This window comes from Paenibacillus sp. B-A-8, from assembly GCF_048572915.1.
Classification (GTDB): Bacteria; Bacillota; Bacilli; order Paenibacillales; family Paenibacillaceae; genus Paenibacillus_AQ.
The window spans coordinates 201,289-216,689 of the sequence record NZ_CP183882.1 but is presented as its reverse complement, the minus strand read 5'-3'; the positions used below and the strand labels follow the sequence as shown (position 1 = coordinate 216,689).

15 protein-coding genes are annotated in these 15,401 nt (G+C 40.5%); 12 read left to right on the top strand and 3 right to left on the bottom strand.

Features of this window, described 5'->3' with window-relative positions; all coding sequences use genetic code 11:
- Nucleotides 1-45: 45 nt before the first annotated feature.
- Nucleotides 46-1,212: a hypothetical protein gene (locus ACN6MV_RS01055; protein WP_419885532.1), complete on the bottom strand. Its 1,167-nt coding sequence runs from the start codon at nt 1,210-1,212 to the stop codon at nt 46-48.
- Between the two features lie 405 nt (nt 1,213-1,617).
- Entirely contained in the window at nt 1,618-3,717 is a 2,100-nt protein-coding gene (locus ACN6MV_RS01050; protein WP_419885531.1) for an RCC1 domain-containing protein, read from the bottom strand.
- 586 nt (nt 3,718-4,303) lie between these two features.
- Between ACN6MV_RS01050 and ACN6MV_RS01045 the strand changes: the two genes are divergently transcribed.
- The 3 genes from ACN6MV_RS01045 to ACN6MV_RS01035 all read left to right on the top strand — a co-directional run bounded on the left by ACN6MV_RS01045 (nt 4,304) and on the right by ACN6MV_RS01035 (nt 6,156).
- Nucleotides 4,304-4,729, top strand: a complete 426-nt coding sequence (locus ACN6MV_RS01045; RefSeq protein ID WP_419885530.1) for a hypothetical protein — start codon at nt 4,304-4,306, stop codon at nt 4,727-4,729.
- Between the two features lie 36 nt (nt 4,730-4,765).
- On the top strand, nt 4,766-5,791 hold the full coding sequence (locus tag ACN6MV_RS01040; RefSeq protein ID WP_341429676.1) for a hypothetical protein: 1,026 nt from the start codon (nt 4,766-4,768) through the stop codon (nt 5,789-5,791).
- 110 nt (nt 5,792-5,901) lie between these two features.
- Nucleotides 5,902-6,156 (top strand): hypothetical protein, encoded by a 255-nt coding sequence (locus ACN6MV_RS01035; RefSeq protein WP_341429675.1) that lies wholly within the window; start codon nt 5,902-5,904, stop codon nt 6,154-6,156.
- 42 nt (nt 6,157-6,198) lie between these two features.
- Here the strand turns inward: ACN6MV_RS01035 and ACN6MV_RS01030 are convergent, their stop codons facing one another.
- On the bottom strand, nt 6,199-6,564 hold the full coding sequence (locus tag ACN6MV_RS01030) for a helix-turn-helix transcriptional regulator (protein WP_341429674.1): 366 nt from the start codon (nt 6,562-6,564) through the stop codon (nt 6,199-6,201).
- 179 nt (nt 6,565-6,743) lie between these two features.
- Between ACN6MV_RS01030 and ACN6MV_RS01025 the strand changes: the two genes are divergently transcribed.
- From ACN6MV_RS01025 to ACN6MV_RS00985, 9 genes are all read left to right on the top strand, one after another.
- The gene (locus ACN6MV_RS01025; RefSeq protein ID WP_341429673.1) at nt 6,744-7,256 is read left to right on the top strand and encodes a hypothetical protein; all 513 of its coding nucleotides are present in this window, start codon (nt 6,744-6,746) and stop codon (nt 7,254-7,256) included.
- A 256-nt stretch (nt 7,257-7,512) separates the two neighbouring features.
- Nucleotides 7,513-8,298 carry a hypothetical protein gene (locus ACN6MV_RS01020; protein ID WP_341429672.1) on the top strand — a complete coding sequence of 262 codons (786 nt, stop codon included), beginning with the start codon at nt 7,513-7,515 and terminating at the stop codon, nt 8,296-8,298.
- Nucleotides 8,299-8,318: 20 nt separating this feature from the next.
- Complete coding sequence (locus ACN6MV_RS01015) at nt 8,319-9,818, top strand: Ig-like domain-containing protein (protein ID WP_341429671.1); 1,500 nt, start codon at nt 8,319-8,321, stop codon at nt 9,816-9,818.
- A gap of 124 nt (nt 9,819-9,942) precedes the next feature.
- Nucleotides 9,943-10,608, top strand: coding sequence for a hypothetical protein (locus ACN6MV_RS01010; protein WP_341429670.1), 666 nt, complete (start codon nt 9,943-9,945; stop codon nt 10,606-10,608).
- 234 nt (nt 10,609-10,842) lie between these two features.
- On the top strand, nt 10,843-11,763 hold the full coding sequence (locus tag ACN6MV_RS01005; RefSeq protein WP_341429669.1) for a hypothetical protein: 921 nt from the start codon (nt 10,843-10,845) through the stop codon (nt 11,761-11,763).
- 282 nt (nt 11,764-12,045) lie between these two features.
- On the top strand, nt 12,046-12,576 hold the full coding sequence (locus tag ACN6MV_RS01000; protein WP_341429668.1) for a hypothetical protein: 531 nt from the start codon (nt 12,046-12,048) through the stop codon (nt 12,574-12,576).
- A 35-nt stretch (nt 12,577-12,611) separates the two neighbouring features.
- Nucleotides 12,612-13,157 (top strand): bifunctional DNA primase/polymerase, encoded by a 546-nt coding sequence (locus tag ACN6MV_RS00995; protein ID WP_419885529.1) that lies wholly within the window; start codon nt 12,612-12,614, stop codon nt 13,155-13,157.
- On the top strand, nt 13,121-14,983 hold the full coding sequence (locus tag ACN6MV_RS00990; RefSeq protein ID WP_341429666.1) for a phage/plasmid primase, P4 family: 1,863 nt from the start codon (nt 13,121-13,123) through the stop codon (nt 14,981-14,983). Before ACN6MV_RS00995 ends, ACN6MV_RS00990 begins: the two co-directional genes overlap by 37 nt.
- A 193-nt stretch (nt 14,984-15,176) precedes the next feature.
- Nucleotides 15,177-15,383, top strand: coding sequence for a hypothetical protein (locus ACN6MV_RS00985; protein ID WP_419885528.1), 207 nt, complete (start codon nt 15,177-15,179; stop codon nt 15,381-15,383).
- Nucleotides 15,384-15,401: the final 18 nt, after the last annotated feature.

Sequence of the window (15,401 nt, the reverse complement as noted above, 5' to 3'; positions counted from 1 at the left end):
TTCATTCATTTTAGGAATTAAAATCTAACATCAATAGATATTTGTTTATTCTCTATATAAATCCCCGTACATCACTTCGCCAGGAATAATCTTACTATGTAATACCCTTCCAGCCCTAACATTTGATTTTCTTACACCAACGAAGTCATATTTACTAATCTCACCAACTTGCCGAGTTAGATCATACAAAAGAATAGCATTAAGTTTTGCCAAGTGATAAGCAAATCTATTGTAGCTCAAGTTCCCCTTAAAAAATTCATGATAGACATAGTCAAATAATCCTTCTTGTGCAACAAGAGTTTTTTCAAACAAGACCCGGTAGATGTTTTCATTACTTAAGTACCGTTCAATATTTTCATGATTTAGTTCAACTTCTTCAAAAATCAGTTTCACTCTTTCATGCAAGCGTCGATGCAAAGTATATATTCGATCCTCAACAGCACTGCGATTGAACATATCGATAGAACCAAGGCCCCGAAGTATTTGCTCGTCCCGACCAAGTATCTTCCTGATTTTTCTATAACCAAGCCACGAAATGCGACTAATATCGAATACACAATTTTTTAGCGTCCCCAAATCTTCATTAATGACTTCACTATATATTTCCAGAGCATTCTTGAGCTTGACATGGGTTTCTAATGCGATATCTTGTAACTTTTGTTCTATCGAGAGCTCCCAGTCATCAAATTCGTTTATTAGATGACCTTTGTGCTGCTCTAAATACTTAACTAACTTAGTTTTGCATGTGTTCTTCGCGAGTGATGCCTTTTCTAAGTTACTGAGTATAATTTGTTGCATTCCTTCCTTATATTTGCTTGAAGCAATGTTACTTGTTAATTCCAAATAATAATCTATACACAACTTCCCATACTCTGTTTTGGTATCGAAATACGGAATCTTCATGATTCTCTTAAAAAGCCTATTGTTTTCATAATACAGTCTCAAAATCTTCTCTTTCTTTTCTCCTTGGAACTCAACTATGAAAAAACCCAGCGCCACAATGGTACTCGCAAAAATTCCGGAGAAAATTGTAGTTAGGTACGCGCGTACAGTTTCAACCCTTACATTCGTATGTATGTGTAGAAACTTCTCTAATCTATTTCCAAAGTAGTATAAGTAATCTCCATCGATAAAATGAAAAAATGTGTAGATAAGTAGTGATACAACTCCAACATCAATTGCTCTTGCGATATTTCTTTTCTTTATCTTCATGCCTTATATTCCTCGACTCTCGGACTAATTCGTTGAACTTTCCACTTCATTGTATTACTCAAATGGGTTAAACCAATTTGAACCCCTGTCCATCCTTAACTATTGTGTTTTATAGGGACAAGGGTTCTAAAATGCACGCCGTGGCTTCGAAAATCTACAATTCCCCGCAATTTCATGATTCAAATGTTCGGCATAGTTACTTAAGGAGAAGTTAGGTACAAGATCATCATAAGATTTATAGGGCAGAAAAATGGGTGAGGGTAGCTCCCTTCCACTTGAAACTATCAAACATATCAAAATAAAGTGAACCCAGTTAATACAAAGGGACGCAGCGGCTAAATCTACCGCGTCGTCCCAGTTACTCATTTCAGTTTCAGTAACGAGCACTTATGAAAAAATGTTACTTCAACCATTAACCTCACTCCAAGGAGTATTAAATAGCTGAGAGTGATAATAGATACCCATAAGCGAAGAATTCTGCGATCGAATAAACTTCATATTATCAGAATAAGTCATCCAGAAGGGATAAGTCATTGGAACATCATAATAAAGTTCGTACTTCCCGACAACCCCTTTAACTGGTTTTTTAATTATTTGGGCTTGGGAAGATGGAGTTAGATATTGAGACGATTTGGATTGAATAATCTCATAAGTAAACGAAGTTCGTATATAGTAGAGATTGTTTTTTCCTGGCGCATAAATCATGGATGGTTCAGGGCGTGCAGTTCCTTTTATAACCACCTGATTTTTTTGAATCCACTTGACATATTCGGTTAATTTACTTTTCATATACGCTTCATTAAAGTTACCGCTAAGAAGTGGAAGGACCTCGTCTACCCATTTACTGTTGATGGTACGGTAATCTACATTCAACATCAGATCATAAAAAGTAGCTACACCTCTTGTCCAATTATTTACATTTTCTGTCGTAAAACTAACTGCAAGGGAAGGGTCATTCTTCCATAACATTGCTGATGATTTTCCACTATTACTCTGGCCTGGAAATGACTTTTCATACATGGAATTGGGGATTTCTTGTAATATATACGGATAAAAAGCCTTATTTTTCGGGAGATTTGAAGTTCTAATTTTTCTATTACTTTGATCTAGCTGGCTGCTGCTTGTGGACGCATTCGTAAGCAAATTAATAGTCATTGCATTAAGGTTCCATTGTACGCCAACTCCGATTTCCTTAACAAATGAATTAAGGGAAATGAAACTCACTCCATCTTTCTTCACAAGAATATTAGCTGGATATAATCCATAAAACTTAGATTCCTGTCCCATTCGAATTGCTGCCGATTTAGCTGTAGCGTAAGGAATCAAGAGATTATTGGAATCATCAAAATAGGCAAGTGGACCTGAGTAACTTACCTCTGCTCCATCAACTAGCGCTCGAATGGAATCCGATGCAAAGGTATGGGGATCGGAAAATACAATAGGCAATTGGACAGGACTCTGGCTGTGAGTAATTTTTTGAGGACCAAGAACTTCTGCCCAATTGTAACCCCACATCCATAGAGTGCCATCCTTACCGTACACGGCCGAACGCCCGGATGAAGACGCAAAAAACTTGACGCTTGGTATCCCTTTGACTTGTTTAGGAGTGTAAATATAAGTTTCTCCTGACGGAATTTTCCCAACTCCCAGCGAACCATTCCCATTCGTTCCCCACGCCCAAAGAGTTCCGTCGTTCTTTAGCGCGAACTGTACCGTTCCCCCGTATGCAGTGGATCCATAAAGTTCACTAACATCTTTCAAATCTTGTATTGTAACCGTCTCAAAAGTTTCTTCCAAAACATTAGGATCAACACCTAAAATTCCGTTCCAGTTACTACCCAAACCTACGACTTGATTATCATTTTGGAGAAAAGTGGACCAGTATCCCCCATGAGTAAGACTACGAATATTAGTTAGTGCAGAAATTTGCTCAACACTATATTCACCGTAAGAATAACCCTTGTTGCTAACCTCCCAGACAGTTCCATCTTTTTTTAAAATGAGATTGGTTTCAAGTTGAACAACATTATCTATATTTGAAATTTGTTTGAGAATTGGTGATGACTTGTACCAATACCAGAGGCTTCCGTCTTTTTTCAAAATAATTAAACTGACCTCATCGCCATTACCAATAGAAGAAAAGGACAAAACATTCTCTAAACCTTGTATCTGAGTGGGACGTCTATATTGAAAAGAGTTATACTGCCAAACGGTTCCATCTTCCTTTAATAAGAAATAAGCTTGAGAATCCACCATTTTGATTCCATTTATACCTGGTAAACGAACGAACTTTCCCTTTTCCCATTTCCATAGACAGCCAGTTGAATCAATAAAATGAGGACCATTATCGGTTGTTTCCGGTAGAAACAGGTTTGTTACGGTGGGGCGATCCGAAGCGGCTGTTGCAAACTGAAACTGCCATAAAAAAACTGGCATTAAAAAAAGTAACATCATTGAAATGATTGATACACAAAGCTTGTTTAAGAAACTAAATCCTTTAAACATACTGTAAATCCTCCATTAAATTACATTATTGACTTCCCTGTAGCTTAGACGTCAAGAGCCTACTCTTCGTTAAAAGGTTGACGTTTTCAGGCATAAGTAGCGGGTCTGCATAAATCCGACCAATTTCTTATACTAGATATGGTAACCCCTTTGTAGTTTCTCTCGATCTTTTTTATGACTTCGTCGTACTCCCTTGCTGTACTTCCCCCATAAGCTTCTCTCCCACTGTAATAATAGTGAATGAGTCTATTGTACCAGTTTAGTGTCATTATTTTCTAGTTGTAAACCCTATAAACCTTGACTGTTTGTTTAAGAAAATAAAATGCCCTCTATCATAAGCACTCAACATCTCCATAAAAATGTGCCTACCTAATTAAAATGAAGACAATCGCAATGAGCAACCTATTCTATTTGTGGAGGTTCCTCTATATGCCTTATCCAAACCCAGCAAAACATAATTACTCTAAAGCACAACCCCACAGTTCGTGCAGCCTACTTTCCTACATGTTATGACAATTCTCAAATCTGAAATAAAGCAACTTTCATTTATATATAATAACTTTGATTATAATCATGGAGGTCTAAAATGAACAAAAATCAAAAGCAACTACTCGCGCTACTCGAATCAACCTTTAACCCTCAAGATGATATTCACTTCTTGGCGATTGCAGAAACACAAATTCAAGTCTACGACAAAGAGCGGCCCGTACACCAAGTACGAGTCGCTCTTACTTTTAAGGAAGGAGACACAGTAAATCCTTATTACGATGGTACCGACTTATTTGTAACGATGGACGAGAATAGCATTCAGTTCACCTTAGAAAAAGATTGGGCTGACGGCCCTCCCGCTGTTGAAGGAAGTCCCATTGAGTTGGCACTAGGCTGGGTATCCGAGTTAACCCCGCCCTTTTTCGTGTCTCCACATGCCAAAGAAGCAGCCGAAAGAAAAGCCATCACTTCAGCCAACCGATCACAACCAGCACCACCGACTGACCCGAACCCTTGGTTCTAAACCTAGACTTCTGTAAGCAAAGGAGATTAAGCTAACATGACTCTAACCCTCAACGAAAAAGAAAAACGAGCCCTCGCCACAATCATCCATGAACGTATAGACGAGCATCTGTCACGCTTCCCTTACGCCAGATACCCAGTCGAGCCGCTGGAAGAGTGGAAGCGGCTTTTCTGTGACCCGAAGGCTGTCTCTTCAGACACACTCAAGCAGGCGCTGGGATGGCACTTTGGCGACTGGCAGCGCAGGGACATGGCTCTCTCTCACAGAAAAGCTATCGCCACTGTCCTCAAGGCATGGCCCGAGTTCACAGACACCGTCACCAGCCCCCCTGCCGACTCCATCAGTTTTTGGGAGCATAAGCTACCAGACTGGCAGCGCGGCTTCGATGCCACCGCCTTCCTGCTGCACCTCCTGCGGCCTGACAGCTTGGAACTGACCGACCATCATCGGCTCCATGCTGTGTCTGAGCTGCTCAAGGAGATCAACCACCAAGACAGCGACCAGAGCCACGCCCGATCCCTGCAAGACCTGGAGCGCTACACCCAGTTTTTCCGTGCTGTCCTGCCCAAGCTCCCCGGAGCCGACGGACGCGTCCGGCTGGATCGCTTTCTTAAAGCCTACGGTAACCGTCATGCCTACAAAAACATCAGCAATACTTACAGTACCAAAGAACCAACCATTCGGCAGTTCACTTGGAGCGACTGCACGGCGCAGCGCTTTGACCTCAAGAAAATCACCTTGCGTTCCAATGCTGACATCCTGTTTGCCTGCCTGCTGCTGGCACTGGACAAGCACGAAGAGGACAACGAAAAGCTCACCATCGGACAAATTACAGACCACATCCCCCTCGGCACAGCAGGAATCTGCAATCCAGCCAGCTACCACTATGCCATGATCGCTATGTTCGGCGGACAAAAGGGACGTGATTTTTTCGTATTCGAAGATGAGGCACTTTCTGCTGACTTCACGGAACAGGCCAACAATTCAACCAGGGACATGCGCTTTTATCGCAAGCATGAGCATGTCAAGATCAGTATCAATTCCAAATATACTAGAACCTAACCTTCCACAAAGTTGCGTCCATCCCGCTATAGTCGATAAGGACGACACGGACGATATGTGGAGTCTAAAATTGTATTTGCTAATATCAATCAGTAATGGAGCGTACAGAGATGAAAAAGATAATACGACAAGGGATTGCACGCCTTTCAGGGCAGGAAGACTCTCTACCTCAGCAGGTGGAAGCTATCCAGCATTTACTTACGGCAATCATTAGTCATTCAGAAAAGGAAAGTAACTTGGATTATAAATCAGCTCGTTCCTTTATTTTAGAAACTTATAGGCTGTTTGCTCAGGCTGATCGTAAGATTTTGGAGTGCCACCTCAAGCAAATCTATTTGAAAAACCAAACACATGCCGACACGTAAAAAGGTGAGCCAACTAGCCTACGCTAATCGCTCACCTCCCCATTAACCATCACTTTTCTCCTGATCCAGAGTTTCAAACATATCTCTAACCATACGCTGGACCAGTTTCACCTCTGCCAGGCTGCGCTCACGGAGCAAGGATGTATGAATATCCAAGACGCTTTGCTTATCCATTTCTTCCTCCAAAACATCCAATCGGCCAAATTTGAGCGCTTCCGACGGGTCGGCCTCTAGGGCTGACATAATCTTTTCCAGTGAGTTGAGAGAGATATTCCGCTTTCCCCGTTCTACTCCACCGATATACGTATCCTGCAAATCAGCCATTTCAGCTAGCTTCGCCTGTGAAAGCCCCTTTTGTATCCTGAGTTGCTTGATTCTGGCCCCTACCAGCATCAAAAAGTCCGCCATTCCCTACCACCTCTACTCCCAAGCGTAAGGAATAGAGCATTCATCTGACAGGTCATCAAACTACAAGAAGATGTTGTAAATATAACTTATAAGTTCGTATAATGGGAATATTGAACGGTTAGTACCTCGAGAACTTATAAACCACTAATCGCATTTTAAAAAAGAAAGGAAGATACAGTATGTCTCGTATGGAAATTATCCAGGAATCCCCCCTAACCGATGAACTTATTTCCGTTCACGCTATCATCGGGTATGTCCTTGTCACCTGTAAAGAGTTGGGTATGGACAAGTTTCACGGAGAACACCTCGCCGTGCAGACTGCCGTTCTAATCAAGGAGATCAGTACCAATATGGCAGAAGAAGCCTACCACAATGGCAGTGAGTTAAGCAAAAAGAAAGGCTTGGGTGTAGGAGAACTTATAAAGTGGAACAAATCCAAGTCTCGGATGAGCAGAACTGTTAACAAAGCCCTTCTGGAAAAGATCGCTGACAATGAAGGTCCTGATATTCTTACTATTTCAGAAATTCAAGCCGCTGGCTACATAAGCTTGGCTGCGCTTGAGCTGAATTTTTTGAGTGGCCAATTCACGCCGCTGGAGATGGAGTTCAACTATCAACTTAGGGTGTTGGACCTGAATGAGGCCCTCGCCATCGGACTTCATTTTCTGGGACTCGAATTGGATGAAAACTAAAAGAATATCGAAGAGTATGCTAAATCGATGATAAACATGAACAAGTGTGTAGGTCTTAAGCTAGAACTATATGATATTAATTACAAATTCACATTTTAAAAGAAATATTATCAATTATCATGAAAATATTGTAATTATATTATCCTACTAATTATACTAGGTATATATTCCCAATGTTGATTATATCTCGATCCTCTCTTTATTCAACCTTGGTACTACATACGTTAAACCCTGAAAGGAATGAGCTTTAAGTATCATGAAAAAGACAGCGTCGATTATCATCTTCTCTCTTCTCTTGTCATTGGTTACAGCATGTGGAGGTAACGAAGAGACCGCACCCGTTCCACCCGAAACTGCTTCTCCGCCAGCCACCTCTCCTGAACCCACCTTACTTCCTAGTCCCACCCCAGTAGTCAGTAGTGCCAGCACCACTCAACCACCTCAGGATGAAGCCATCAATGAAGAAGAATTTGCTGCTGATACAGATGAGCCTACCGAAGGAGATGCGCCTGAGGTAGAGGCTATAATACGGTCTGGAGAGGGAAAATCAATGGTGGGTGTTGAATGGCTTCCTGGAGACCCCGATGTAACATTACCAATCCAATTTGGAGCGACTAAAGCTGAACTAGTATTAGGTCAAGATCATCCTAACGGTATTAAAGCCTTGGTTGTATATACTTCCGATTCCTTTGGCTGGCCACTTGACCTTTCTTCACCAGAGCAATCAGAAGCTTTTGATGACTATGGGGGATTACAAGAGGGATATAGACTGCAAGCGAGTGTTTACGACTTTGACAAAGACGGAACCAATGAACTGGTTGTCGCAGTCGGCGATTTACTAATTGACGCTGAAGTGTGGGTATTCTCTTTTACGAAGGTAGACAATGTTACAAAAATCAATCCGCTCAAACAAGAGCTGGCTATAGGTGGTCAGTCTTTTTTCAGGCTTGATGGCCATAACTTATACGCACCGTATGGCTCACAGGGTCTATTCGAAGTTTACAAGTATGTAGATAAAGAGTTTGTCACCCCTGCCAATTAAACAACAATGGAGGAATTAAATTGAACCGCAAAACACCACTCATCTCATTACTTGTCGCTATCATCTTTATACTCTCTTCTATTTCCACTTTTACGTCTACTACTCTTGCAGCCTCAGCTAAAGTGACATCGCTCACTCTGGCAACTCCAGCAAGTCCTCTATATTTAAAACAAACAATGCAGCTCAAGCCGACAGTGACCACCTCCCCCAAAAATGCTGCTGTCAAAATAACCTACACCTCAAGCAACCCTAAAATTGCAACCGTCAGCGACAAAGGTCTTATCACTGGAGTTGGTGTTGGACAAGTCTCCATTCAGGCCAGCTCGGAAGGCAAAAGCAGCAAGATACTACTCACTGTCAAATCCAAAGTAAAGCAGTTGGGCTTGTCTGTACCCAAATCACGAATTGCCTTAGGTGAGCAAACGACTTTGAATGTTAAGCTGGTTATGGACAACGAAAAGTTACCAAAGTCCACTCTCAGTTATACAGTGAAAGACCCTTCAATTATTTTTCTAGAAGATAATGGACAAATCACGGCGCTCAAGGATGGTACTACCGAGATCATTGTAAAGGCTGAGGAAAAGTCGTCCAAAATTGTTTTAACCGTATCCGACATCAATTGGTCTTTAAATAATGAAGTAGATCAAGATAGCAACATAAGCTGGAATACGAATAGTAATTATGCTGCAATCGATCGCTTTATTGTCGATACCACCAAGGGTCAGATTGCAAAGAAGATGGATAATGAGATTGTATTCTCCAAAAATACTCTGTACCAGTTCAAGACTAATTCCCTCATTGCTTACGACAGTAACTTTAAGCTGATTAAAACTTATGATTTTTCTCACGCCTCCACAAATTCCTTTGAGATCGTGAATTGGGGTAAATATCATAAAGCATTTAGTTCTGATGGGAAATTTCTGTTCTACACAACAGATTATGAGATAGAGAAATACGATCTTACTACGGGTTCAAGAGAACAAAAATATGGCCCTGATGATGTGCTTTTCCAAGATTACGACACCATTGCTCTTAGCAAAGATGGCTCACTCCTGTGGGCGCACGATAGGAACTTTGAAAGTGCCATTTATAGCACATCCAGCAAAACTGCTCTAGTAAATATAAGTGATCGCGGTAATCCTGTCTTTAGTACAGATGGTCAAATGCTAGCTCTTATTAAGAGAGATTCCTCACTTAATTTACTGAACCCTACCACTGGCAATAATGAACAAACATTAGATGGGACATACAATGATGTGAGCTTTAGTTCAAATGGACGTTATATGGCGGCTGCAAATATTAATGGCAACGTGGATATTTTTGATGCCACCTCCTTTGAACTGATTAAAAGTTTTGCTACTAAGAGTACTCTGCAAAGCCAAAAACTCGTTACATCTGTCAGTGTTCCAATGAATATTTCTTTTAGTCCAAATGGACAACAGCTTATAGCAACCTATCAAACAAAAAATAGCGATCCTGGAATCATATCCTGGAATATTACTCAGCTTGGAAAAGAATAGTACGTAAAGACTTCAAATTTCCGAATAACAATTAGTGACGCTGTATACAGAAATGTATACAGCGTTGATTTTATCTACTTGAATAAATATTTGATAAAAAGCATAGCTAGGAGTGTTTATACACATGAAATTATCAGACATAACCTTTCCAGCATTGATAGTATTTCTAGTTTTACTCTATGGTTCTCAGGCATTAATGGGGGAATTTAGCGAATCATACAATCAAAAAGTGTCAATGGCTCCGGCCTTAATCCAAGGGGACATCGAAGTTGAGAATCTCCTTCAAGATACCAGTCTCCAAAAAACTTATATTGTCACGGTTATTGAACTTCTGGAAACTTCTATAAAGGGATCTGACTCTGCTACAAAACGCATTATCGCATACTCCTTTGGTGAAACAGACCTCCGCTATCACTTCAGGTTAAAATCAGGTGATTTTGTACCGACAACCCTCGATTTATCTACCAATATTCTGTACAACTACTCATACATTGTAAATACACCTTCTAAGCTAATTCACAACATTAAAGCCGACTTTACCTTGGGAGAACAATACTCAAGAGGAATGAAAGGATTTATTGCGAAATGGACTACATACATATTCATCCTATGGGATGTTCTACATGCCCTCACCGGCATCTTTTTGGCTTCCATCATGCTTATCCTCGGATCTATTCTTGGTCTTCTATTCCATCCCATTCAAAGTGTACTAAACATCCTACCGGTAATTTGGAATCTTATAACTACGACATGGCATGCCATCGTATATATTTTCAATCTATTTCGATGAGTAGGCAATTGATAAGTCATAATTAGAGCACTCACCTAAAAAAATTGTATGGTAACACCCCTAATTTTAAGAGACAGGATGTACGATAAAGAGGAGCTGAATCTAGCCTCTTCTTTTTTTTGTCTTTTTCTCCACTACTATCTGATTCTCATTTACTCTATAATGTTCTAAAAACACGACACGCTTAACAAAGACTTAATCAAGAGAATTCTTACTATTATTGAGGAGAACAAGATGAATACGACACAGAGACTGATCACCTTTTCAAAACTTTCAGGAGAGTGTTTTATCAAGGAGGGGAAAATCAATGACCCAGTATATGTTGCAGCTCCAGAAAAAAATAACTTATCTCACCTTAAATCTAAAGAGGAACTTGTACGATTATATAGTAATAAGCGGCTAGAAAAGTATCGAGAGATTATGGAGTCCTTTTCTATCAATTTTGAGTCACTAAAGATTGATGAAGAAGTATATGTTCCAGCCAGTCAAAAAGAAAATGTTAATTGGATTATAGAACAGTACACTACCCCTGTGTTTAAGTCATTTCGTAATATAAGCAATAATTTTCCAAAATCCTCATTAGAGGATAAAGAGCCAAAGAACGCTGTAAAAATCCATGACATTGTAACTTCACTAAAACAACCCCATTTAAAAAACCCCCTAAGAGAAATTATTGAGAATTCCTTCGAGAAACTGAGTCCTACTGAAATATCGAAGGCAGTTGTAGCGATCAATTCTATATTGAATGATCAACTTGAGGGAGATTCACTAGCAAAAGAGTTAAATAAGGTCCAACAACGTTCAGGCATTTTGCTTAGAGAAGCTCTTAACCAATTCCACAAAGACACTTTACCTCTTCTAATTGAAGAAATTAAAAGCACAGCCTTTATTACAGATAATGAAACCATTCTTAATGATATTGATCGTCTCACTCTTATGCAGTATTACATGGAAATTTTACAACAGACCAGAGATCGTTTTCGCAAAATCACAGAAATTTCTGCAGAACTTCGCACTGAAGAACTCGCTAATATCAGTATCAAACAAGCCAACAATTTTGATGAAAATACCTCTGGGGCACTGTGGTTCCAACTATCCGATTTTAATTCCGTCATAGAAGAAGCTATTCAAATTTATAAAGAAGAAATTGAATAATATCATTTATATTATCCAGAGAGGCCATGAGCCTCTCTTTTTTATTCCCAATCTTTTTTAAATGTCAAGAACTTTTTTGCCTTCTTCAATAAGGGCTTCACTAATTAAGTGCCTAAAACTATATGATTTATATATCAAATACAATTGGAATTCAAAGGGGTGGTAAACAGCATGCTCAAATATATTCAGGACAACTCCACCTTGTAGGTGATCCCTCAATAACTATTGAACTACTACCTCAACAATGTAGTACAAAAAAAATTGCAGGAGGAATTACACACAATGGATAGCTTTGAACTGTCAGACAATATCAGGGAATTAGAATCTAAGAGTATGCAAATTTCCGAACAGCTAAGTGTACTTAATCAACATCTATTATTTCATAAAAGATTTGAAGGCTGTGACCCTACTATAGCCATACTTTTTGGCATTACTGGTTATAAAGATCAACTTTTTACAAATATAGAAGATCCCGAATTATTAAAAGCTGCTAAGTTTGAGGCATATCAGCGACTCCGCCAGTATCTAACCATTCAAGGTATGCATACTGAGTGTGCACCTAAGGCATGTGAGTGGCTGTTTAGCTACCTCCCTTTTCCAATAAACCTCGGAGTATTAACAACAGAACAACAAACTCAAATTCTTACCCAACTGAAAAAGAAGATTAGAAATGAGACTGGGGTGATACTATTCGACTTAATGTGGCAAAACCAAAATGGCATCGATGAGTTAGACCTTAACAAGTACAACTATTTGTTTGAACGTCACCGCGCCCTAAGCTTCCTTGGCATCCAGGATCAGATCACTTGCTAGATTATAAAATAACTATCACCGAACGCGGAGGAAAAATGAAAACTGACATTTTACTTGCTGCATATCAATATGCTGCGCTCTCACTAAACATTATTCCGGTATGCTCAGGCGACCATTCGGGAATGACTCCCAACCATAGGGCTACTTGCCGATCTCCTGGAAAGCAACCGCTTATCACCAACTGGCCGAATAACGGGGTTCCAGATAAGCAACAAATTGATGATTGGTTCCGTCGCTGGCCTACCTCCAACATTGGTCTAGTGTTAGGTAGTCCTAGTGGAATTGTAGCAATTGATATTGATGGCCCTTTTGGCCACAAGGAGCTGCTACACATCAGCAACGGTGATATTCCCGAAACTTGGCAGTTCTCTACACCAGGTGGTGGAATGCGTTACCTTTTTTCCACTCCATCCAATCAGATCTACAAGAGGTTCTCTATCTCTGATCCAGATCCAAACAGCCGACATTCAGAGCTTGCCTTTCTTGGAGAAGGTACCTACACTGTACTACCGCCTTCCAAACACGCTAACGGAGGTATATACACATGGATCAAAGCACCGAACCAATCATTACTGAACTAGCTCAAATACCTGTCTGGTTATCCGAAAATCAGCAACCACAAGCATCCTCAAAAAAAAGGAACCCCATCTCCAAGTCGGTGCAAGTGTTAGATCATCTTTGCGGAAAATGTCCCATCTTCCAAGAAGCTTGGGAAATTCAGCAGAATGAAGGGTTGCCAGAACCTGGTTGGTATGACGTTATCTCCATGCTCATTAAGGCTGGACACACTGAGACAGCTAAATATTTCTCAGAAGCCTCTATCAAGCATGATAAGCGCAGCGAAGAGCGCATCAACTTACTTATCTCTAACCCTCCTAAAGGAATGATTCGTTGCAAGACCTTAGGCTGCGATAAGCAACAAATCTCTAAATGCTTTAATAAGAGGATAAAGTTTAATAAGAAAGGTACCATCACCAACAGTCCAGGCTATTTTCTCTTAGCGAACTCAAAGAAAGGGCAAAGCAAACCGGACTTAGTCACAATTGGATTCACACTCGACAAAGATACTGGACGTCCCATCCGGCTTAATCCAAACACTTTCGTTCAGCATGTGGTTAACGATTGTTTAGACCTCGTGTATCTTTCTGGGGACCGTTTTTATCACTACGGACATGGAATATGGTCTTTCTTGGACAATAACAACCTTCGACGTAAGATGAGAAACATCGTAAATGGATACGCGCCCGCTTTTTGGTCCCCGAGCGTAGAAGAAAAGTATATAGAAGCGTTAAAGCTGGAGGCTCAACGCGTTGAACAAATGGATAGCAATCGGAGATTCCTGAACCTTGAGAACGGTATGCTGGATTTGAAAACTTATAAACTACTCGATCACGATCGCAAATACTTTTCAACCGTTCGAATCCCGATTTCCTATGATCCAAAGGCTAAATGCCCTGGTTTTCTCCGTTTCCTAATGCAAGTATTTAACGGTGATCGCCAGTTAGTGCATATCGTAGCGCAGATGTTTGGTTACTGCATGACGACTGAAGTTAAGGCACAGAAGGCATTTATACTTTACGGCAGAGGAGCCAACGGTAAGAGTGTACTTGCAAAGATACTTGAACTACTCGTAGGGAAGCAGAATACCTGCTCACTCACCCTTGCTGATCTTGATAAATCTTTCACACGTTCAGAGATTGTAGACAAGTTGTTACTACTAAGTACTGAGAACGAAATGGGTTTTAAGGGCTTAAATACTGAGCAATTCAAGTCCATCGTCGCAGGTGATTCAATTCGAGCTGAACGTAAGCACCAGCAGGGATTTACTTTTGAGCCTTTCTGCAAGCTGGTCATGGGCCTAAATAACTTACCTTACACGCGAGACAATAGTGAGGGCTTTCGTAGGAGGCTTCTAATACTACCTTTCATGCAAACATTCAGTGGTCCTAATGCAGATGTAAACTTGATTGATAAGCTAGTTCTGGAACTACCCGGAATCTTCAACTTTGCCTTAGGAGGTCTCAAACGTCTCCGCAAGAGGAAATTTCAGTTCACAGTATCAAGTGCAGCAGAGACCGTGCTGAAAGGATATATCCAGAAGTTGAACCCCATCTCTGAATTTGTTGAAGAACACATTGAGGCTGGGGACTCACAAGATCGAATCCTTAACAAGGCCCTAAGCGATTGCTTCCGGGCTTGGTGTGAGGAAAACGGTAAAGCTACTAAGAAATCAAATACTGAAATCGCTGATGAAGTGCGCTCAACACTACAAAATTTGAAAATCCCCTATAGTATCGGTAAAACCAACAAGGGGCGGTATACATCCGGAGTAAGACTCAAACCCGTTGAGCGAACCTTTCCTATTTCTCATAACACTGAAGTGGACAGTATTGACGAAATCTGCTGAAAGGAACATGAATATGACAATTCAGACAAACAAGGAACCTCATTATAACCAAAGCATTTCATTTCATATAGCAACTATCACTCGTGTTATTATTGAAGCCAACTACCTATCTCTACGTTTTTCTCATCTCTCTCGCTGGATGGTGGTAGTCAGCATATACTTACGCATGCGTGAGACAGGGGATATACAAACTATGAAGTTAAAGGGACAGCAAGTCAGTGCTCTACTTCGAACATTTTCTCCATCACCCTGGAGATCAGGCGATCCAACACAATCCCTTAAGAAGTTACGTGGACTAGATTGCGTGGTCTGTGAGAATAGCACTGGTAAGATCGTAGGCATATTTCGAGCAGAAGACCTTGGTCTAAATTCGGAAGAAGGAATGAATCACAATAATTAGAAATCATGTGGAAGTTCA